The organism is Candidatus Mycobacterium methanotrophicum, assembly GCF_023515995.1.
GTDB lineage: Bacteria > Actinomycetota > Actinomycetes > Mycobacteriales > Mycobacteriaceae > Mycobacterium > Mycobacterium methanotrophicum.
Genome location: NZ_CP097320.1, coordinates 244,670 through 265,362 on the forward strand (window position 1 = coordinate 244,670; position 20,693 = coordinate 265,362).

The 20,693-nt window shown below is 64.9% G+C and carries 21 protein-coding genes, 1 tRNA gene and 1 pseudogene; 13 read left to right on the forward strand and 10 right to left on the reverse strand.

The annotated features are described in order from the left end of the window. Positions 1-40: 40 nt before the first annotated feature. A pseudogene (locus M5I08_RS27220) lies at positions 41-136 on the forward strand (ATP-binding protein); the annotation flags it as partial. Between the two features lie 136 nt (positions 137-272). Here the strand turns inward: M5I08_RS27220 and M5I08_RS01280 are convergent. Then, positions 273-346: transfer RNA gene (locus tag M5I08_RS01280), tRNA-Pro, on the reverse strand. A gap of 214 nt (positions 347-560) precedes the next feature. Here M5I08_RS01280 and M5I08_RS01285 point away from each other — a divergent pair. Beyond that, positions 561-740 carry a hypothetical protein gene (locus tag M5I08_RS01285; RefSeq protein ID WP_219066973.1) on the forward strand — a complete coding sequence of 60 codons (180 nt, stop codon included), beginning with the start codon at positions 561-563 and terminating at the stop codon, positions 738-740. Positions 741-765: 25 nt separating this feature from the next. Here the strand turns inward: M5I08_RS01285 and M5I08_RS01290 are convergent, their stop codons facing one another. Both M5I08_RS01290 and ponA2 read right to left on the reverse strand, forming a co-directional pair. Further along, positions 766-1,725, reverse strand: a complete 960-nt coding sequence (locus M5I08_RS01290) for a metallophosphoesterase (RefSeq protein ID WP_219066974.1) — start codon at positions 1,723-1,725, stop codon at positions 766-768. A 56-nt stretch (positions 1,726-1,781) separates the two neighbouring features. Beyond that, a complete protein-coding gene (ponA2, locus tag M5I08_RS01295) occupies positions 1,782-4,205 on the reverse strand; it encodes a transglycosylase/D,D-transpeptidase PonA2 (RefSeq protein WP_219066975.1) in 2,424 nt (807 codons plus the stop codon). A 313-nt stretch (positions 4,206-4,518) separates the two neighbouring features. Here ponA2 and M5I08_RS01300 point away from each other — a divergent pair, with 313 nt between their 5' ends. Beyond that, positions 4,519-4,872, forward strand: a complete 354-nt coding sequence (locus M5I08_RS01300) for a WhiB family transcriptional regulator (RefSeq protein WP_219066976.1) — start codon at positions 4,519-4,521, stop codon at positions 4,870-4,872. Between the two features lie 118 nt (positions 4,873-4,990). On the opposite strand, the gene bagB is transcribed toward M5I08_RS01300, so the two are convergent. Both bagB and bagA read right to left on the reverse strand, forming a co-directional pair. Next, positions 4,991-6,166 (reverse strand): ATPase BagB, encoded by a 1,176-nt coding sequence (gene bagB / locus M5I08_RS01305; protein WP_219066977.1) that lies wholly within the window; start codon positions 6,164-6,166, stop codon positions 4,991-4,993. Beyond that, positions 6,163-7,188, reverse strand: a complete 1,026-nt coding sequence (bagA, locus tag M5I08_RS01310; protein WP_219066978.1) for an ATPase BagA — start codon at positions 7,186-7,188, stop codon at positions 6,163-6,165. Before bagA ends, bagB begins: the two co-directional genes overlap by 4 nt. A 102-nt stretch (positions 7,189-7,290) precedes the next feature. Here bagA and sp36 point away from each other — a divergent pair, with 102 nt between their 5' ends. From sp36 to M5I08_RS01325, 3 genes are read left to right on the forward strand one after another with little or no spacing between them, the layout of a single operon-like run. Continuing rightward, complete coding sequence (sp36, locus tag M5I08_RS01315) at positions 7,291-7,452, forward strand: Sp36 family protein (protein WP_005138621.1); 162 nt, start codon at positions 7,291-7,293, stop codon at positions 7,450-7,452. Beyond that, complete coding sequence (locus M5I08_RS01320; RefSeq protein WP_219066979.1) at positions 7,449-7,904, forward strand: RidA family protein; 456 nt, start codon at positions 7,449-7,451, stop codon at positions 7,902-7,904. Before sp36 ends, M5I08_RS01320 begins: the two co-directional genes overlap by 4 nt. Further along, positions 7,901-8,695, forward strand: a complete 795-nt coding sequence (locus M5I08_RS01325) for an MBL fold metallo-hydrolase (RefSeq protein ID WP_219066980.1) — start codon at positions 7,901-7,903, stop codon at positions 8,693-8,695. The genes M5I08_RS01320 and M5I08_RS01325 overlap by 4 nt, the downstream gene beginning before the upstream one ends. 52 nt (positions 8,696-8,747) lie before the next feature. Here M5I08_RS01325 and crp read toward each other — a convergent pair whose 3' ends face one another. After that, complete coding sequence (gene crp / locus M5I08_RS01330) at positions 8,748-9,422, reverse strand: cAMP-activated global transcriptional regulator CRP (RefSeq protein ID WP_219066981.1); 675 nt, start codon at positions 9,420-9,422, stop codon at positions 8,748-8,750. A 107-nt stretch (positions 9,423-9,529) separates the two neighbouring features. Further along, positions 9,530-9,871, reverse strand: coding sequence for a hypothetical protein (locus tag M5I08_RS01335; RefSeq protein WP_249763273.1), 342 nt, complete (start codon positions 9,869-9,871; stop codon positions 9,530-9,532). Positions 9,872-10,102: 231 nt separating this feature from the next. On the opposite strand from M5I08_RS01335, the gene nth reads away from it, so the two are divergent. From nth to marP, 4 genes are read left to right on the forward strand one after another with little or no spacing between them, the layout of a single operon-like run. Further along, positions 10,103-10,783 (forward strand): endonuclease III, encoded by a 681-nt coding sequence (gene nth, locus M5I08_RS01340; protein WP_370328552.1) that lies wholly within the window; start codon positions 10,103-10,105, stop codon positions 10,781-10,783. Positions 10,784-10,800: 17 nt separating this feature from the next. Next, a complete protein-coding gene (locus M5I08_RS01345; RefSeq protein ID WP_219066984.1) occupies positions 10,801-11,454 on the forward strand; it encodes a TlpA family protein disulfide reductase in 654 nt (217 codons plus the stop codon). A gap of 41 nt (positions 11,455-11,495) precedes the next feature. Continuing rightward, entirely contained in the window at positions 11,496-12,317 is an 822-nt protein-coding gene (locus tag M5I08_RS01350; protein WP_249763025.1) for an NUDIX hydrolase, read from the forward strand. After that, a complete protein-coding gene (marP, locus tag M5I08_RS01355; RefSeq protein WP_219066986.1) occupies positions 12,317-13,507 on the forward strand; it encodes an acid resistance serine protease MarP in 1,191 nt (396 codons plus the stop codon). Before M5I08_RS01350 ends, marP begins: the two co-directional genes overlap by 1 nt. Here the strand turns inward: marP and M5I08_RS01360 are convergent. Together M5I08_RS01360 and M5I08_RS01365 are read right to left on the reverse strand one after the other, a co-directional pair. Further along, positions 13,500-14,465: an alpha/beta fold hydrolase gene (locus tag M5I08_RS01360; RefSeq protein ID WP_219066987.1), complete on the reverse strand. Its 966-nt coding sequence runs from the start codon at positions 14,463-14,465 to the stop codon at positions 13,500-13,502. The genes marP and M5I08_RS01360 overlap by 8 nt on opposite strands. Next, on the reverse strand, positions 14,466-14,996 hold the full coding sequence (locus M5I08_RS01365) for a phage holin family protein (protein ID WP_249763026.1): 531 nt from the start codon (positions 14,994-14,996) through the stop codon (positions 14,466-14,468). Between the two features lie 313 nt (positions 14,997-15,309). On the opposite strand from M5I08_RS01365, the gene M5I08_RS01370 reads away from it, so the two are divergent. After that, the gene (locus tag M5I08_RS01370; RefSeq protein ID WP_219066989.1) at positions 15,310-16,011 is read left to right on the forward strand and encodes a chymotrypsin family serine protease; all 702 of its coding nucleotides are present in this window, start codon (positions 15,310-15,312) and stop codon (positions 16,009-16,011) included. An 83-nt stretch (positions 16,012-16,094) separates the two neighbouring features. On the opposite strand, the gene acs is transcribed toward M5I08_RS01370, so the two are convergent. Then, complete coding sequence (gene acs / locus M5I08_RS01375) at positions 16,095-18,044, reverse strand: acetate--CoA ligase (protein ID WP_219066990.1); 1,950 nt, start codon at positions 18,042-18,044, stop codon at positions 16,095-16,097. Between the two features lie 133 nt (positions 18,045-18,177). On the opposite strand from acs, the gene M5I08_RS01380 reads away from it, so the two are divergent. After that, positions 18,178-19,755, forward strand: a complete 1,578-nt coding sequence (locus M5I08_RS01380) for a peptide ABC transporter substrate-binding protein (protein WP_219067009.1) — start codon at positions 18,178-18,180, stop codon at positions 19,753-19,755. Position 19,756: 1 nt separating this feature from the next. After that, on the forward strand, positions 19,757-20,683 hold the full coding sequence (locus M5I08_RS01385; RefSeq protein ID WP_219066991.1) for an ABC transporter permease: 927 nt from the start codon (positions 19,757-19,759) through the stop codon (positions 20,681-20,683). Positions 20,684-20,693: the final 10 nt, after the last annotated feature.

Sequence of the window (20,693 nt, forward strand, 5' to 3'; positions counted from 1 at the left end):
ACGATATCCACCACCAAGAATCGGCGAACCCGCGCGCTTTCGGCTGCTGCACCACGCCCACGTCTGCCAAACCAGCCGAGACTCCGTGCGTCTCACCCAGGCACTCCAAGGACAGGGGGTCAAAGCGTTGATCTAACCACTATCGAACAAGCGGTGGCTGACACCCCATCATGGGCAGATTCGTGTCCGCCACCGGGCAGTTCTTATTGGCCACCAACGGGCAGTTCTCGTGGCCACCGGTGGGCAGTTTCAGATGGCCATTGACGTACGAGTCGGGGTGGCGGGATTCGAACCCACGGCCTCTTCGTCCCGAACGAAGCGCGCTACCAAGCTGCGCCACACCCCGCTTGAAGCTACGACAGCGTATCGCACCAACCCCGCGATTCGCCAAAGCGTATCGCGGCGGCCTGCTGCCCGGGATTCCCAATGGTCGTTGCTGTGCACGTCGCATCGAGCCCTGTGTAGGCCTGTGCACATACGTCGGCGTGGAATAAACCGGATGTCGGTGACCTTAAATAAACTAATTGGCGCTCGTCGGGTGCAAGGGAAGCGAGAGAATCATGACGGTCTTGGGTGCCGTGGTGTTCGGCGGACTTCTGGCCCTTGGTGTGCTGTGGCTGCTGGTTACCGCTCCGGCCAGCGAGGTTGACCAGACCTGGAATCAGCTCGAGCGTTCGAACTCAGTCAAGGGTGCGGCGGGCTCGGAGACGTTGCCGCCGGCCGAGGTATTTTTGGGATAGTGAACGGCGACCCGGATCGCTGGACTCAATGTGCTGAATACGTTGGCTGCGACCGGGCCCGGTCGCTACGCGAATCGCGCCCACCGATCGGCGCCGCAATCAATGTCAACAGGGTGGCTTCGGGCCTGCAGCAGAACCGCACCGGCGCAAATGGCGACGTGCCGATCCCGGCGGAGACGTGCAGGCGCATGGTGGCGCCCCACTTCGACGGACCCTTGGCGCGGGAGCGGTCTAGACCCGAGTTGGTGACCAGGGCTCCGTAGAAGGGCAAGCACACCTGTCCGCCATGGGTGTGCCCGGCCATCACCAGTTGGTACCCGTCCGCGGCGAAGCGGTCCAGCACGCGGGGCTCTGGCGAATGGGTCAGCCCCAGCCGCAGGTTGGCAGCCGGGCTGGCCGGACCCGCGATCGCCTCGTAGCGATCCCGTGCGATGTGCGGGTCGTCAACGCCTGCGGCCGCGACGTGCAGTCCTGACACTTCGAATTCGCGACGGTTGTGGGTGAGATCATGCCAGCCGCGCTCAGTGAATGCCGCCCGCAAGTCCTGCCAGGGCAGCGGCTGCCCCTGCACGCGGCGACCCGGGTTCGTCAAATAGTTCAGTGGGGGCTTCGGGCGTGGTCCGAAATAGTCGTTGCTGCCGAAGACGAAAATGCCTGGCACCGAAAGCAGGTCGCTGAGGCTCTGAATGACCGAAGGCACCGCCTTGGGATGCGCCAGGTTGTCCCCGGTGTTAACGACCAGGTCGGGCTCTAAGCTGACGAGTTCGCGTAGCCACGCCTGCTTGCGGCGTTGGCCGGGACGCATGTGGATGTCGCTGATGTGCAAGACCCGCAGCGGCGCGGAACCCGGCGTCAGCACGGGCAACGTCAGCTCTCGCAGGGCGAACGCAGTGCGTTCGATGATCGAGGCGTAGCCGATACCGGCGACAGCCGATCCGAGCGCAATAGCGCCGGTGCTTTTCAGAGCAGAAATAGCAGAAGGCATAGGTTTCAGCCTACTGCCGTCGACGGTTGGCATCTGAACACACACCAGGAGGCCGCCTATGGCGGCGGCGGCGCAGCCGGCGGCGGCCCCAGGATCGGGATCGTGATCGGTGGCAGCCCCGGAATCTCGATGACTTGCGAGCCCACCGGCACCGGACCGCCTTCCGGCGGCGGGGGCGGAGCCGGCGGGACGCCGTTACTGGTTTGGATGGTCACCACCGCGCCGGGGATCGTCTGGCCGTTGGGTGTGGTTCCGACCACCTCGCCGTATTTCGCACTGCTGTTTATCGAGGCGGGCTGTTCGGCGACCTGGAAGCCGGCTTCCTTCAAGCGCTGCCGCGCCTCGTTGACGTCCAGACCCGCCACACTCGGGACATGAGAACCGGGCCCGCCTTCGACGTACTCCCGGTCGGTGGGGGGCAGGTGCACGTCGCCATAGATCGTGGCGATGGGCTTCATCGCGGTGAACCAGGTACGGGCCGGCTCGTTACCGCCATAGAGGTTGCCATCGCCGCAGCGTCGCAGCGGTGACGAACACAGATCGGACGGCGAAGTCGAGTCGTCGTAGATATAGTTGGCCGCCGCGTACCGGTTGGTGAAGCCGACGAAGCCTGACGACCGGTGGGCCTCCGTGGTGCCGGTCTTGCCGGACACCGGCAGATTCCATCCCGCCGCCGCGGCGGACCCCGACGCGGTGCCGCCGCCCTGCGCGTCCTTGCTCATCGCATTGGCCAGCGTGTTGGCCAACCCTTCCGGTACTGCCTGGTCGCAGGCCTCGGTGGTGACCGCGACTGGGTTGCCGTTACGGTCGATCAGTTTGTCGATCGGATTCGGTGGGCACCACGTGCCTCCAGAGGCCAGTGTCGCCGCGACGTTCGACAGTTCCAGCGCGTTCAGCTCGAACGGTCCCAGCGTGAACGAGCCTATGTTCTGCCGCTTGATGAAGTCGGCCAAGCTTTCGTTGCTGTCGGGATCGTAGTCGCGGGAGCTGCCGGGATCGGCGTAGGACCGCAGGCCGAGCTTGATCGCCATATCGACCGCGCGCGGCACCCCCACCAACTGGATCAGCCGGGCGAATGCGGTGTTGGGCGAGGTGGCCAGCGCATCGGTCACATTCATCGATCCGCGATAGTTGCCGGCGTTGATCACGCACCAGGTTTCCTTGGGGCAACCCTTGGCGCCGCCGCTTCCCATGCCCTTGGTCTGGAATCTGGCCGGCACCTCGAGTTGGGTGTTGATACCCATACCCATCTGCATCGCCGCGGCGGTGGTGAAGATCTTGAAGATGGATCCGGCGCCGTCGCCAACCAGCGAAAACGGCTGCGCCCGCATGGTCTCGCCGGCCGCGCTGTTCAACCCGTACGTGCGGTTGCTGGCCATGGCCACCACCTTGTGCGAGTTCTTGCCCGGCTTGATCACGCTCATCACGCTGGCAATGCCTTCGAGGGTGGGGCTGGCGTAGGTATCGATCGCGTGCTTGACCGGCTCCTGTACGTCGGGGTCCAAAGTGGTGCGGATCAAGTAGCCACCCCGTGCCAGCTGCTCCTTGTTGATGCCGGCACGGGCCAGGTAGGCCTGCACGTAGTCGCAGAAGAACGCCCGATCGCCGGCTGCGATGCAGCCACGCGGTAACTCCTTGGGCTGCGGCAAGATTCCCAACGGCTCAGCCTTAGCGGCCCGCAGCGCGTCGGCCTCATTGGGCAGGTTCTCGATCATGGTGTCCAGCACCAGGTTTCGGCGGGCCAGCGCGCCGTCCGGATTGGTGTAGGGATTCAGCGCGCTGGTCGACTGGACGAGGCCGGCCAGCAGCGCCGCTTGCTGCCAGTCCAGGTCGGACGCGTTGACACCGAAGTAGGTCTGCGCGGCGTCCTGCACGCCAAAAGCGTTGTTACCGAAGGACACCAGGTTCAGGTAGCGGGTCAGGATATCCGGTTTAGCGAACGTCTTGTCAAGAGTGAGCGCCATCCGAATCTCGCGAAGTTTGCGCGCTGGCGTGGTCTCGACTGCCGCGCGTTTTTCGGCGTCGGTCTGCGCGATTACCAGCAGCTGATAGTTCTTTACATACTGCTGCTCGATCGTGGAGCCGCCGCGGGTATCAGCGTCGCCCGATGCGTAGCCGGCCAGCCCGGTCAGGGTGCCTTTCCAGTCCACGCCGTTGTGCTCGGCAAACCGCTTATCTTCGATCGAAACGATCGCCAGCTTCATGGTGTTGGCGATCTTGTCGCCGGGTACCTCGAAGCGCCGTTGCGAATACAGCCAAGCGATCGTGTTGCCTTTCGCGTCGACCATTGTGGTCACCGCTGGGACTTCCCCCTCGAGCAGTTGGGCGGACGCGTTGCCGACGACTTCGGAGGCACGATTCGATGCCAGCCCGATACCGCCGACCAGGGGGAACAGCAGGGCCGCGACGACGACGCTGGCCAGAACGCAGCACCCGACGAGCTTGGCGACGGTGATCGCAGTCGTGGGACGCTCCGGCATGGCTACTAGATTAGCGGCGCGTTGTGCCAATGTAAGCGCTCAGGTCTCTCTCAGTCGCAGCTCAGGGCCATGTTGGCCGTCGCTTCGTCGCATTTCAGGGGCATTTTCAAGATCGGACGGCACGGTCGTCCCAAAACAGGATGTATCGGACTGTTGCGTAATTGATACCTGACCACGTAGCTTATGCACACAATGAGATACAGGTAACACCGAAGCGGAGAGTGTGGCGCAGCTCGCATCGGCAGATCTCGTGGGTTTCCTGGATCTAACACGGGGTCGCCGGAGCGGTGGCAGGAGCTAAGGGGAATCGCTGGTGTCAGGTACGCGGACCGCGGTGCGTAGGACGAGCGCAGCACCGACAAGCAACATTTTGTGTGGCGCTGATGCCGAGTCGAGGATCGCGTGGGTTTCCAAGGCCTTGTGCCGGGCCGCCGATCCTGACGAGCTGTTCGTCAGGGGGGCGGCACAACGTAAGGCTGCTGTGATCTGCAGGCACTGCCCGGTAATGCTGGAATGCGGCGCTGACGCCCTGGACAACCGTGTCGAGTTCGGTGTGTGGGGCGGCATGACCGAACGCCAGCGTCGGGCGCTACTCAAGCAACATCCCGAAGTGGTTTCCTGGGCGGAGTTCTTCGCCGCGCAGCGCAAGCACCGCAGCGTTGGCTAACTAGCCGTCCGGCAAAGTATCGACCCGTATTGGGTCATGCGGCGACAATCAGCTTGGGGCCTGGTTGTTTCGGCTAGTCCCGCGGCGTTCCGGTTTCGAGGCTGGGCCGGCTGGATTCTCAGCGGGCTGCGCTGCGGCTTGCGTCGTCTTCGACGGGGACCGAAGTCATCTGGTCGGCGATCGCACGCAGCGCCTCTAGATCGGAAACGTCGAACGGCAGCGACGGCACTCCGACGATGGCGACATGCGGGTTGGCCGCGGTGAACCTTGACAGCAGGCGGATCTCGCGCTTGGAGGTCGCCGCGCGCTCGGCGTGGATCTGCAGGACAGCCATTGCCAAGTCCGTTGTGTCCGATTCGCCAGTACCTTCTGACTCGTTCTCGAGGGTCTTGGCGCCGTCAATCGCCCGCTCAAGCGGTAACGAACACAACATCGGATGGGTTCGGTTCAGGATGAGCCCCGCCAGTGGCATACGTTCCTCCGAGAGCCGGTCCACGAAGAACGATGCCTCCCTCAGCGCATCCGGCTCGGCGGCCGACACCACCGCGAACTGAGTACCGCGGCGCTTCAAGAAGGCATAGGTACGGTCCGCCTTTTCCCGGAAGCCGCCGAAGGTGGCATCCAGTGACTGCACGAAATCAGCAGCATCGGAAAGTATCTGGGAACCGAGGATGGTTGACAGCGCCCTCATCGCCAAGCCGACCGCACCTGTGACGAGTCGACCGATGCCGCGCCCTGGGCTTAACAGCAGTCGCCATAAGCGGCTATCCATGAAGCTGCCCAACCGTTTCGGCGCATCCAGGAAGTCCAGGGCATTACGCGATGGTGGGGTATCGACCACAACCAGATCCCAACGGTCCTCGCTGAGTAGCTGGCCGAGCTTCTCCATCGCCATGTACTCCTGCGTGCCAGCCAGTGAGGTAGCGACAGTCTGATAAAACTGGTTATCCAAAATCGCTTGGGCCCGATCGGGTCCCGAATACTGGATCACCATCTCGTCGAACGTGCGGCGCATGTCGAGCATCATCGCGAACAGTTGGCCGGGTACTTCTGGCGCCAGCGGCACCCGCTGCGGCGAGTTGCCAAGGTCGTTGATTCCCAACGCTTGGGCTAGCCGCTTAGCCGGGTCGATCGTCAAAACCACGACGGTGCGGCCATATTCGGCTGCACGCAATGCCATTGCTGCGGCGGTGGTGGTCTTGCCGACCCCCCCCGCGCCGCAGCACACCACGACGCGATTAGCGGTGTCGGCCAGGATCGCGGCAACATCGAGTTTCGGCGGTGTGATGCTCATCGAACTCCCTGCTGTGCAAGGGATTCGGAAAGCTCATAGAGGCTCCCGAGGTCGACGCCGTCGGCGATGGTGGGCAGCTCAAGCCGGGGTACCTTCAGCTCGTCGAGCTGCTCTGCGGTTGCTGCTCGCGCAGTGATTCGGGTGGCGTGCTGAATCGTCTCGGTGAGCAGTCCCGCAAAATCTGCGTCGGACAGCTTGATCCCGGCGGCGGCCAAACCCGCGTGCACCGCGTCGGCATCGACGTCGCCCTCGGCGGCTTTGGCGAGATTGTCGGGTTGCAGGTGGGCCGCGATATTGCGGTTGACGATCGCGCTGCCGATGGGTAGTCCCAGCCGCTGCAACTCATCGATCGCCTCCATCGTCTCCTGCATCGGCAGCGCCTCCAGAAGCGTGACCAGGTGGATCGCCGTTTGATCCGAGTGCAGGAGCTTCACCACACCTTCGGCCTGCGAGTACACCGGACCGCCCTTGGCGAGATCAGACACCGCCCTGGTGACGTCCAAAAAGCGTACGATGCGGCCGGTCGGCGGCGCGTCGACGATGATCGCGTCGTAAACCGGGTCCATGGCCCCCTTGTTCAAGCGGGTCACCGATTCCTTGATCTTGCCGGTGAGCAGGACGTCGCGCAGACCCGGCGCGATCGTCGTTGCGAACTCGATCGCCCCGATGCGCCGCATCGCCCGGCCCGCGATGCCGAGGTTGTAGAACATGTCGAGGTATTCCAGGAACGCGGCCTCGATGTCGATCGCCAGCGCGTTGACCTGACCACCGTACTCGGCAGTTGCGACCTTGACCTCTTTGTAGGGCAGCGGCGGCACGTCGAACAGTTGCGCAATCCCTTGGCGCCCTTCAACTTCTACGAGCAAGACCTTGCGTCCTCCCGACGCGAGAGTAAGCGCGAGCGCGGCGGCCACCGTCGACTTACCGGTACCGCCTTTGCCGGTCACGAAATGCAGCCGGGCCTTGGATAATCGCGATGGCCAGCGCGTGGTGTTGCCGTCGCTCGGTGTGGTCGCCACCAATGCATGCTAACCACGTCGCCCGGCTGCTCCTCGCGCTGCTCGGCTGCGCGCATCGTCGCCGGGCGCCACGGGACTCACCGCCGCTGCCGATAAGCTCGAGTTATGAGCCAACCGACCACGTGGGAGTACGCCACAGTCCCCCTGTTGACACACGCCACCAAGCAGATCCTCGACCAGTGGGGTGCTGACGGTTGGGAGCTGGTGGCCGTGTTGCCCGGGCCGACCGGCGAACAGCACGTAGCGTACCTGAAACGCCCGAAGTGAGTGCGTCCGCCCGGCTCGCTGAGCTGGGGCTCGAACTCCCCGAAGTACCGAAGCCGTTGGCGTCCTACGTTCCCGCGGTGCGTACCGGCAACCTGGTGTACACGGCGGGTCAATTGCCGATGCAGGCCGGCAAGCTGGCCGCGACCGGCAAGCTCGGCGCCGACATCACCCCGGAGGAGGGCAAGGCGCTGGCCCGGATCTGCGCACTCAACGCGCTGGCCGCTGTCGATTCGCTGGTGGGCATCGACGCGGTAACTCAGGTGGTCAAGGTGGTCGGGTTCGTTGCGTCCGTACCCGGATTCAACGGCCAGCCCGGCGTCGTCAACGGCGCATCAGATTTGCTTGCTGCGGTGTTCGCGGATCGGGGCAGCCATGCCCGCTCCGCCGTCGGCGTATCCGAGTTGCCGTTGGACGCTCCAGTGGAGGTCGAGTTGGTGGTCGAGGTCGGGTGACTGCCACGGTTGAGTCGCCGACTCATCCCGCGTACGGTCGGCTGCGTTCGGTCACCGCAACCGCATCGGTGCTGTTGGCCGACAACCCGGGTCCGATGACGCTGGGCGGCACCAACACCTGGGTGCTACGTGGACCACGCAGCGACGAGATGGTGGTCGTTGATCCTGGCCCCGACGACGACGAGCACATCGCGAAAATCGCCGGCCTGGGCCGCATCGCCCTGGTGCTGATCAGCCACCGCCACGGCGACCACACCGATGCCATCGACAAGCTGGTCGAGCGCACCGGCGCGCCGGTCCGTTCGGCTGGCAGCGGGTTCCTGCGTGGCCTGTCGGCCGAACTGGCCGACGGCGAAGTGATCGACGCCGCCGGCCTGCGGATCACGGCGTTGGCGACGCCTGGCCACACCGCCGATTCTTTCTCGTTCGTGCTGGAAGACGCGGTGCTGACCGCGGACACGGTGTTGGGTCGCGGAACGACGGTCATCGACACCGAAGACGGCAGCCTGGCTCGGTACCTGGAGTCGCTGCACCGGCTGCGTGGGCTGGGCCAGCGAACAGTGCTACCCGGCCACGGCCCGGACTTGGCGAATCTAGAAGCCGTAGCGTCGGGATACCTGGCGCACCGGGAGCAGCGGCTGGAGCAGGTGCGCTCGGCATTGCGTGCTCTCGGCGACGACGCCACCGCACGCCAGGTTGTCGAGCACGTCTATGTCGACGTCGACGAGGAACTGTGGGGCGTCGCGGAATGGTCAGTGCAGGCGCAGCTGAACTACTTGCGCCGAGATTGACGTTTTGCAGCGAAACGATGAGTAGGCGCCTGCGAAACGTCGATCTCGGGATCTAGCGTGCTCGCCTAGCCAACCGTTCCGAGTCGGAGATCAGCACGCTTTTGCCCTCCAAACGAATCCAGCCCCGGTGGGCGAAGTCGGCCAGCGCTTTATTCACGGTCTCCCGCGACGCGCCGACCAGCTGGGCGATCTCCTCCTGGGTCAGGTCGTGGGTCACCCGCATAGCGCCGCCCTCCTGGGTGCCGAAACGCTGGGCCAGCTGCAGCAGTTGCTTGGCGACCCGGCCGGGCACGTCGGTGAAGATGAGGTCGGCGAGGTTGTTGTTCGTGCGTCGCAGCCGGCGGGCCAGCACCCGCAGCAGCTGCCCGGCGATTTCGGGCCGATCCGCGATCCACGCCCGCAACGCGTCGCGATCCATCGACACCGCGCGCACCTCGGTGATTGTGGTGGCGCTGGAGGTCCGCGGCCCGGGATCGAAGATCGACAGCTCACCGAACATATCGGACGGGCCCATGATGGTCAGCAGGTTTTCCCGGCCGTCCGGTGAACGGCGGCCGATCTTGACCTTCCCGGCAACGATGATGTACAGCCGATCACCCGGCTCGCCCTCCGCGAAAATCATGTGTCCGCGGGGGAAGTCGACGGGCTGCAGTTGCTTGGTCAGCGCGGCGACGGCGCTTGGTTCAACCCCCTGGAAGATTCCGGCCCTCGCCAGGATCTCGTCCACGTTGCCCCTTCGCTACTTAAATGACTCTAGATTTGCCCAGGATGCCCGGGTCGGTTGACGGGCCGACCAGCAGTCTAGAGATCAGCCATCAACTCGACCTGCCAACGCTACACACGATCGGCGTGCTGAGGCGGGCCAAATTGCCGATTCGCCCGGGAACGGTTATGCCGCTGTCTGGGTACGCCGGGGGGTCCGGGACCGGAAATAAGGGCGGCCGTCAGCAGCGGATCGGTGGTCGTCTCGGCGTCGACGGGTCGATCGGCCAACTCGTCGGTGATGTGCCCGACACGCCGGTGCAGGCAATCCAGCGCTTCGGGCATTCCTTCCCTGGCCAATGTGCGCACATCGATGGGTTCGGCGCTCGCGAGAAATTCCGCCACATCGCTTGCCGTAACTGTGTTCTCTGCTAAGCCCGCCTCCAGCCGTTCAAGCCCGAAGGTCGCCAGCATCAGCAACCCCGGAATGAATGCCACGAGCAACCAAGACACAAGCAGCAAGTAAACACGGCTAAGGTTTCAGTGGGATCACGAATTACGGGATCACGAATTAGTACTCTGTCGAGGGTGACAATGGGCAAACCTTCTCGAGCCGTCGCCCACGTGTCCAGAACACCGGATGGCGCCGTCGCACACCGTTGGTCTTCGGAAACCCGGACAGGTTTGGTGCGACGAGCTCGCCGCATGAATCGCAAACTTGCCCAAGCGTTTCCGCATGTGTACTGCGAATTGGATTTCACCACACCACTGGAGCTGACGGTAGCGACGATCTTGTCGGCGCAAAGCACCGACAAACGGGTGAACCTCACTACCCCAGCGCTTTTCAAGCGTTACCGCACAGCGCTGGACTACGCGCAGGCGAACCGCGAAGAACTCGAAACCCTGATCCGCCCTACCGGCTTCTACCGCAACAAGGCGTCGTCGTTGATCGGCTTGGGGCAGGCATTGGTGGAGCGATTCGACGGCGAAGTGCCGGCCACCATGACCGAACTCGTGACGCTGCCCGGGGTGGGCCGCAAGACCGCCAACGTCATCCTGGGAAACGCATTCGATATCCCCGGAATCACCGTCGACACGCATTTCGGGCGGCTGGTTCGGCGCTGGCGCTGGACGGCCGAAGAGGACCCGGTCAAGGTCGAGCACGCGGTCGGCGAACTCATCGAACGCAAGGAGTGGACCTTGCTCAGTCACCGGGTGATCTTCCACGGTCGCCGGGTATGCCACGCCCGCAAACCGGCATGCGGAGTTTGCGTGTTGGCCAAGGACTGTCCCTCGTTCGGAACTGGGCCTACCGAACCGCTGATTGCTGCCGCCTTGGTGCAGGGGCCGGAAACCGAGCACCTTCTGGCAATGGCCGGCTTGTAACGCAGCACGCCCGCCAGATGATCACTTGCACGCCTCGAACCGCCGGTTGGACCATCGCGGCGCTGGTGCTCGTTGGGGCGTTGCTGGCCGCGTTCTTCGTTGAGCTGGGTGATAGGCCCCGGCAAGTGGGGGGACCCCCACCGGCCGGCTCCGGCCGCGAGCATCGCGACGCCGACACCCCAGCGGCCCTGGCCGGGCCGCGGCAGCGCGCCAACCTCGCGCCGTGTCCGCACCCAGGCGCCGATCCTGGTCCGCCGGCGTTGCGCGGTGTGACCGCGCAATGCGCAGCCGACGGCTCGGTTGTCGACGTCGGGCCGGCCCTGGCCGGGCATCGGGTGGTGCTCAACTTGTGGGCGTACTGGTGTGCACCGTGCGTGGCCGAACTTCCTGCGATGGCCGAGTATCAACGCCGCGTGGGGAGCAATGCCATGGTGGTGACGGTCCACCAGGCCGAGAACGAGACGGCGGCCTTGGTGCGATTGGCGGACCTGGGTGTCCGATTGCCGACGCTGCAGGACGGCAGCCGTCGGATCGCGGCGGCGTTACGGGTGCCAAATGTGATGCCCGCGACAGTAGTGCTGAGATTGGACGGTAGCGTTGCGCAGACCCTGCCGCGCGCTTTCGCCAACGCCGACGAGATCGCAGCTGCGCTCGGCGATCAGACGCGATGACGCCCGCGGAGGACCAGGGTGATTGGACGAAGGAGGGGCCGGTGAGCGCAGGGGGCACTCAACGACCACGCGGTGGCGACCTCACCCACCCGCGAGGAACGATTCCGTTGAGGCCCGGGCTGGGCCCGTCCTGGCTGCGCAGGTTGGTCGACAACGTCAGTCAGGTGCCCGACGCTTACCGGCGTCGGCTCCCCGCCGACGTACTGGCCACGGTGACTGCCGCCAAGGCGACGGCCTCGCTGCGCAAAGATGCTCGCGACGCAGCGGTGCTGGTGCTGTTCTCCGGTCCCCCGTCCAGCCAAGCCAACGGCGCTCGGCCCGGCTCCCCTCCCGATGGAGCCGATCTGCTGCTCACGGTGCGGGCTTGCACATTGCGTCACCACGCCGGCCAAGCGGCCTTCCCTGGGGGCACCTCCGATCCGGACGACGACGGGCCGGTGGCCACCGCGCTGCGAGAGGCACACGAAGAGACCGGCATAGATACGGGCAAGCTGCATCCGCTGGCCACGATGGAGCGAACGTTCATCGCGCCGTCGGGTTTTCACGTCGTCCCGGTGTTGGCGTATTCGCCGGATCCCGGGCCGGTGGCCGTTGTCGATGAAGCGGAGACAGCAATCGTCGCCCGGGTCCCGGTGCAGGCGTTCATCAATCCGGCCAATCGGCTGATGGTCTACCGCAGCGCGTTGCACCGCCGCTTCGCCGGGCCGGCGTTCCTGTTGAACGAGATGCTGGTTTGGGGATTCACCGGCCAAGTGATTTCAGCGATGCTGGACGTGGCTGGTTGGGCTAAACCCTGGGATACCAGCGATATTCGGGAATTGGACGAAGCGATGGCCCTGCTCGGCGACGAGGGTGATGCTTGATGACCCCATCACAATGGCTGGACATCGCCGTGCTGGGCATTGCTTTCGTTGCGGCGATCTCAGGTTGGCGTTCGGGCGCACTTGGTTCTTTGCTGTCATTCGTCGGTGTACTGCTCGGCGCGATCGCCGGCGTCCTGCTGGCGCCGCACCTCGTTGCCCACATCGGCGCGCCGCGGGCCAAGCTGTTCGCTGCGCTGTTTTTGATCCTGGGGCTGGTCGTGGTTGGCGAGGTCGCCGGTGTGGTGCTCGGTCGCGCGGTGCGCGGCGCGATTCACAGCCGCTCAGTCCGATTCTTCGACTCGCTGATCGGGGTGGCGGTGCAGCTGGTGGTGGTATTGGTAGCGGCATGGCTGCTGGCGACGCCGCTGACGTCGTCGTCGGGCCAGCCCAGCCTGGCTGCTGCGGTTCGCGGTTCGCGCGTGTTGGCCCAGGTCAACGGCTTCGCGCCGGATTGGCTCAAGACCGTGCCCAAACGACTGTCGTCGCTGCTGGACACCTCGGGTCTGCCGCAGGTGCTGGAACCGTTCAGTCGCACACCGGTCGTGGCGGTGGCGGCTCCAGATGCTGCGCTGGCCAACAGCCCGGTGGTCGCGGCCACTGCACCCAGCGTGGTGAAGATCCGCGCGATTGCGCCAGGTTGTCAGAAAGTGTTGGAAGGCAGCGGGTTTGTCCTCTCGCCGGACCGGGTGATGACCAACGCGCACGTGGTTGCCGGCGCCAACAGCGTCACGGTCGAAGCCAGCGGCAACCCTTATGACGCCACCGTGGTGTCCTACGACCCGACGGTCGACGTCGCGATCCTCGCTGTGCCCAACCTGCCGCCCGGGCCGCTGGCGTTCGCCAACAGCCCGGCGGCATCGGGCACCGAGGCAATAGTGATGGGCTACCCCGGTGGCGGTGGCTTTGTGGCAACTCCGGCCAGGGTCCGGGAACTCATCGAACTCAGCGGGCCGGACATCTACCGGAATGCGACCGTCAACCGGCAGGTTTATACGCTCAGAGCCATTGTGGAACAAGGCAACTCGGGTGGGCCCCTTATCGACCTGAACGGAAGGGTGCTCGGTGTGGTGTTCGGCGCGGCGGTCGACGACAACGACACCGGTTTCGTTCTGACGGCCACGGAGGTGGCCGGTCAGCTGGCGCACATCGGCGACACCGCGCCGGTGGGCACCGGGCAGTGTGTCAGCTAAGCGGCGACTGGTATACCCGGTCGAGGAAGCGCATCAGATGGCCGTTGACTTCCTCCGGCATCTCTTCGTGACTGAAATGCCCCGCGCCGGCGACTGATACATACCGACCCTGCGGCACGTAGCGCTGTGTCCGCTCGACCGGGTCCGCCAGCACGTACGGATCGGCATCGCCGTGGATGTGCAATAAAGGAAGGCCGGTGCCTCGCTTCATCGATCGCATGAAGCGCCGCCCCTCTTCACGCAGCTGGCTACGCACTGCCCACCGCTGATACTCCAGCGCGCAGTGTGCTGCTGACGGAATTTGAATCGCCTGTCGCAGATGACCAATCGTCTCGGAAAAGTCTTCGGATGCAACCCATTTAGCGGTGGCGCGGCTCCGCACCAGACGCTCGATCTCGGCGCCGTCATGCCGGGTCAGCGCCCGTTCCGGCCAGATCGGAACCTGATAGCGCAGCAACGAGGGCAACAGCGCACGACCCTGATCGGGGCGGGTGAGCGCGGAGCGTCGCAGTGCGGCGGGGTGCGGCGAACTGACCACCGCGATGGCGCGGACCAGCCGTGAATGCAGGACCGACGTTGCCCAGCAGACCAGCCCGCCGTCGGCATGACCGACCAGGGTCGCCGATGTGTGTCCCAGCGCGCGGATCAGTCCGGCGGTGTCCCCGGCGAGCGTCCAGGCGTCGTAGCCGCGGGGCGGTTTGTCGCTGCCGCCGTAGCCGCGTAAATCCACTGCGACCACCCGGGCTCCGCGCAAACCGCGTAGCTGATGACGCCATGACCACCAGAACGAGCCGAAGCCGTGCAGCATGATCACCAATGGCCGCGCCGTCGCAGAGCTGGGCGCACCCCGGTCGACGGGCGATGCGTCGACGACATGGAACCGAATGCCGTTGGCATGCACGTCCAGATGGCGCCATGGCCCATCGATACGGGTCACCGACGGATCTGGTGGCACCATCTACCAACCCGAGGGGTCGGCGGGTGTCCCGCCCTGCGGCGAACTGAGCGCGCGCCCGGAGGCCTTGTCGTGGCCCGGGGTGAGCGCGGTCCGGGTCTCCTTGACCGATTCGATGGTCTGCCGCGGACCGCGGATGCGCCGCACCTTCAGGTAGCCGAACAGCGCCAGTACCGCAGTGAACACCACCATGATTCCGAACACGATCAGGAAAGCCACCCAGCGCCACAGCCAGGTGTCGAGCAGTTCGGCGAGGAAAAAGAAGAAAAAGAAAGTCGAGTAGAACCCCACCACCAGCGCCGAGATGAAAAACACGCTGCCGGTAAGGCCTTTCTTGACATCACGGGTGATTTCCGAGCGGGCCAGTTCGACCTCTGCGCGCACCAGTGTCGACATCTGCGCGGTGGCATCCTTGACCAACTCGCCGATCGACGGCTCGGCGGACAACGCGTGGGGGTCGGTCAGGGGAATCGTGGTCAGCGTGTGAGGAACGCCGTCCTTGCGGTCGGCGTTTTTACGATCCGGCTTACTCACAGACTGTCCTCCCGGCTGCAGCTGATTTGTCCGGCTCCCTCTCATCGCGCTTCGCGCTCTGCGTCGTCACCGGACGACCTGATTGTCCGGCTCCTCACCGGACACACTGTCGTCGCGGTTCATGTTGCCATGCGGCCGGTTGCCATACGAGGCCAACCGGAGACCCGCCCGGCGAGGATGCAGCTGGTGCGGCGCGGGGCGAGTCGGGCGATCCGGAAGCCCGGGTTGGGATCGGAGCTGGCGGGGATTGGTCACGTTAGACTGACGCGGCCGCTTCGGGTACGACTCCGAGCTTGTCGACGGGAGTATTGCTTTGCAGACCACGCACCGTCGGTTACTTCGTGTCGTGGCGGCGCTGGTCACAATGGCCGCGGCGGGCCTGCACGGCGCGCACGCAGGCGCCGACGACAAACTTCCGCTTGGCGGCGGAGCCGGCATCGTGGTCAACGGCGACACGCTGTGCACGCTGACGACCATCGGCACCGACGGTAAAGGCGCGCTGGTCGGTTTCACCTCTGCGCACTGCGGTGGCCCGGGCGCGGTGGTGGCCGCCGAGGCGGCGAAAGACCGTGGAACGGTCGGAACTATGGTGGCCGGCAATGACAATCTCGACTACGCGGTCATCCAGTTCGATCCGGCCAAGGTGATGCCGGTCGCTAACTTCGACGGCTTCGAGATCGACGGCATTGGGCCAGATCCCGCGTTCGGTCAGATCGCCTGCAAACAGGGCCGCACGACCGGGAACTCGTGCGGCGTCACGTGGGGCCCGGGCCAAGACCCGGGCACGATCGTCATGCAGGTATGCGGACAGCCGGGCGACTCGGGCGCTCCGGTTACGGTCAACAACCTGCTGGTCGGCATGATCCACGGCGCCTTCAGCGATAAGCTGCCAGTCTGCGTCACCAAGTACATCCCGCTGCACACCCCAGCAGTGGTTCAGTCGATCAACGCGATCCTCGCCGACGTCAACGCAAAGAACCGTCCCGGCGCGGGATTCGTGCCGGTTCCTCCCTGATTGGCGGACTGCGCGCCGGGCCGCTACCGATCGCCCGGTTCGCCCCCTCGCCGCTGCAGGGCTGGGGGTGACCTGCGGCATCGTCACCGGGCTGCGCGGATCGCGTCGAACACAGCCGGATCGAGCAGCGTCGACGTGTCACCGAGTTCGCGATCCTCGGCGATGTCGCGCAGTAGGCGTCGCATGATTTTGCCGCTGCGGGTCTTCGGCAATTCGGGCACTACGTGCAATTCGCGCGGCCGGGCAATCGGCGAGATGACCCTGGCCACTTCGGTGCGCAGTTCGTCGATAATCTCTTCGCCCATCGTCTTGGCATGATCGGCTTGCAACACAACGAACGCGCAGATCGCCTGACCGGTGGTGTCGTCGGTCGCCCCCACCACCGCAGCCTCGACTACCCCGGAATGTCCGACCAACGCGGACTCCACCTCGGTGGTCGAGATGCGGTGCCCCGATATGTTCATCACGTCGTCGATGCGACCCAGCACCCAGATCGCCCCGTCAGAGTCGTACCGAGCGCCGTCACCTGCGAAATACCAGCCCTGCTCGGCAAATTTCGACCAGTACGTCTCCCGGAAGCGGTCCGGATCGCCCCAGATGCCGCGCAGCATGGCCGGCCAGGGCTGATCGAGCACCAGGTATCCGCTAACGTGCTCGCCCTCGTCGCTCGACGGGGGGATGAGCTCGTTGCCGTCGTCGTCGACAATCTTCGCAGAGATACCGGGCAGCGGCGCCATCGCCGATCCCGGTTTGAGCGCGGCGACGCCGGGCAGCGGCGAGATCATCGCTGCGCCAGTCTCGGTCTGCCACCAGGTGTCCACCACCGGAGTGCGGTCGCCGCCGATGACGTTGCGAAACCAGCGCCAGGCCGGCGGGTTGATCGGCTCGCCGACCGATCCCAGCAGCCGCAGGCTCGACAAGTCGTGGGCGTCAGGGATTTCGCGGCCCCACTTCATGAAAGTCCGGATCATCGTCGGCACCGTGTAATAGATTGTCACGCCGTACTTTTCGATGATCTCGAAGTGCCGGTGCCGGCTAGGCGTGTCGGGCGTGCCCTCGTAGAGAATCTCCGTCACACCATTGGACAACGGGCCATAGACGCTGTAGGTGTGCCCGGTAACCCAGCCGATATCGGCGGTGCACCAGAACACGTCGGTTTCCGGCTTGATATCGAAGATGCAGTGGTGGGTGTAGGACGACTGGGTGAGATAGCCGCCGCTGGTGTGCACGATGCCCTTGGGGTTTCCGGCGGTACCCGAGGTGTAGAGCAGGAACAGCGGGTGTTCGGCGTCAAACGCCTCGGCGTGGTGTTCCGGCGACGCCGTCTCGACGACGTCATGCCACCACAGGTCGCGGCCTTGCGTCCACCCGACGTCTACCCCGGTGCGGCGCACCACCAGAACATGCTCGACAGGGCTGTCCTGGCCGACCGCTTCGTCGGCGGCCTCCTTCAGCGGCGCCGGCTTTCCGCGCCGGAACTGTCCGTCGGCGGTGATCAGCAGTTTGGCTTGGGCGTCAGCGATCCGGGCGCGCAGCGCGGTTGCGGTGAAACCGGCGAACACCACGCTGTGCATGACGCCCAGTCGCGCGCAGGCCAGCACCGCGATGACGGCTTCCGGGATCATCGGCAGATAAATCGCGACGCGGTCACCGGCCACCAGGCCCAGACCGCTGAGCGCGTTGGCCGCTCTGCATACCTGGGCCTGCAGGTCGCGGTAGGTCAGGGCGCGGGCTTCGCCGACCCGCTCACCCTCCCAGTGGATCGCCACGCGATCACCGTTGCCGGCTTCGACGTGGCGGTCCACGCAGTTGTAGGCCACATTGAGCGCTCCGCCGGTGAACCATCTGGCGAACGGGGCCTGCGACCAGTCCAGCACCTCGTCGAATGGCTTTGCCCAGGTCAGGCTGTTGGCCTGGTTGGCCCAGAACGCCAGCCGGTCCTGCTCGGCCTCGCGGTATAGCTCGTCGCCGGCGTTGGCTCGCGCGGCGAACTCCGCGGACGGCGACGGTGCATGGGTCTGCGTCTCGGTCACACAATCGAGCGTAGTCGGCCGTTGAGGGGGCGGGCGGGGCACCGGATAGCCCGCCCCGTGAGACGGTTGTAGTCGTCAGAGCTGATCGGAGGAGGACGGCTTGCGTCGGTTACGCGTCGTGGCGGCGACGGCGATGCTGCTCACTGTCGCTCCGCTGGCCGGCTGCGGGGTCGGCAATGTCCGCACCGACATGGTGATCGTCAACGCCGGTGAGCCGCAGAACCCGCTGATTCCGACTAACACCAACGACATCAACGGCGGCCGCATCATCGACCGCGTGTTCGCGGGCCTGATGGCCTATGACGCTAAGGGCGAGCCCGAACTGGAGGTTGCCCAGTCGATCGACACCAGCGATGACGTCGACTACCGGATAACTCTCAAGCCAGGCTGGACCTTCAGCGATGGCACACCGGTGACCGCCCACTCGTTCGTCGACGCCTGGAATTACGGCGCCCTGGCTGCCAACGGCCAACTGCAGCAGAGCTTTTTCAGCCCGATCGCCGGTTTCGACGAGGTGACAGCGGCGAAACCGACAGCGACCACAATGTCTGGGTTGCACGTCATCGACGATCACCAGTTCACCGTGCGGCTCAAGGCACCGACCATCGACTTCAAACTGCGGCTTGGGTTTTCGCCGTTCTATCCGCTACCGGTTGCCGCGTTCAACGATATGACGACCTTCGGCCAGCATCCCATTGGCAACGGCCCTTACGAGTTCGCCGATGCGCCGGGCGGTGCCGCCTGGCAACACAATGTCAAACTGGATCTCGTGCCCAATCCCGGCTATCACGGCATCCGGGCGCCGCGGAACAACGGGCTGCGCTTCGTCTTCTATGCCAATCTGGACACAGCGTACGCCGATTTACTGTCGAGCAATCTTGATGTGCTGGACACGATTCCGTCCAGCTTGCTGTCCGTTTACCGCAGGGATCTGGGCGATCGTTACGTCAGCGCACCGGCAGCGGCGAATCAGACCCTCGACACCCCGCTGCGATTGCCGCATTTCGGCGGCGAGGAAGGCAGGCTGCGCCGGCTCGCGATCTCGGCGGCCATCAACCGATCGCAGATTTGCCGCCAGATCTATGCCGGAGCGCGCGCACCGGCGCGTGAATTCACTGCAAGCTCGCTGCCCGGTTTTGACCCCCACATTGAGGGCAACGAAGCGCTCAACTTCGATCCGGACCGGGCGCGGCGGCTGTGGTCGCAGGCCGACGCGATTTCGAAATGGTCCGGCCGATACGCGATCGCCTACAACGCCGACGGCGGGCATCAGGAGTGGGTGGACGCGGTAGCCAACAGCATCAAGAACATTTTGGGTATCGACGCCCTCGGCGCGCCGCAGCCGACTTTTGCCGCGTTTCGCACCCAGATCACCACCCGAGGCATAGCGACCGCTTTCCGTGCCGGATGGCAGGGCGACTTCCCGTCGATGCTGGAATTTTTAGAGCCGCTGTTCGTCACGGGCGCGGGCGCTGACGACGTCGGCTATTCCAACCCGCAATTCGACGCCGCCATCGCCGCGGCCGAAGCCGCGCCCGACTTGCCGCAGTCGTTTTCCCTCACCAACGCTGCCCAGCGAATTCTATTGCGGGACATGCCTGTGGTGCCGCTGTGGTACACGGTCAGCGTGGCCGGGACATCACCCGCCGTCAGCCACGTCGCGCTGACCTGGAATGGCCTGCCCGACTACGAGCGCGTCGTCAAGGCTTGACATGGGTTGGTATATCGCTCGCCGTATCGCGATCATGGTTCCGGTTTTTATCGGTGCCACTCTGCTGATCTATGCCATGGTGTTCGCGCTGCCCGGCGATCCAATTGCCGCTCTGGGCGGTGATCGTCCGCTGAGTCCCGCGGTGGCCGCACAACTACGCGCCCAATATCATCTCAACGACCCGTTCCTGTTGCAGTACTTGCATTATCTGGGCGGCATTATCCACGGCGACCTGGGCCGCGCCTACTCCGGGCTGCCGGTCAGTGCCGTTCTCGCCCAAGCATTTCCGGTGACTATCAGGCTGGCCTTGATAGCGCTGACAGTGGAGGCAGTCCTCGGAATCGGCTTCGGGGTGATCGCCGGGCTGCGACAAGGCCGCGGCTTCGACGCCACGGTGCTGATCACTAGTCTGGTTGTCATTGCGGTCCCGATTTTCGTGTTGGGGTTCTTGGCGCAGTTCGTATTCGGGGTCCGGCTGGGTGTTGCGGCGGTCACCGTCGGTGATCAACCGACGTTCGCGCGGCTGCTGCTGCCCGGTGTGGTGCTGGGATCGGTATCGCTGGCTTACGTGGTGCGGTTGACCCGTTCTGCGGTGGCCGGCAATGCGCACGCCGACTATGTGCGCACGGCGACGGCCACCGGCATGTCGCGGCCCAGGGTCATCGCCATCCACATCCTGCGCAACTCACTGATCCCGGTGGTGACCTTCCTGGGCGCCGACCTCGGGGCGTTGATGGGCGGGGCAATCGTCACCGAGGGCATTTTCAATATTCATGGTGTCGGGGGAGTGCTCTATCAGGCGGTCACCCGTCAGGAGGCGCCGACGGTGGTGTCGATCGTGACGGTGCTGGTGGTGATTTATCTGGTGACCAATCTGGTGGTGGATTTGCTGTACGCTGCGCTGGATCCCAGGATCCGTTATGGCTGATGACAGCGCC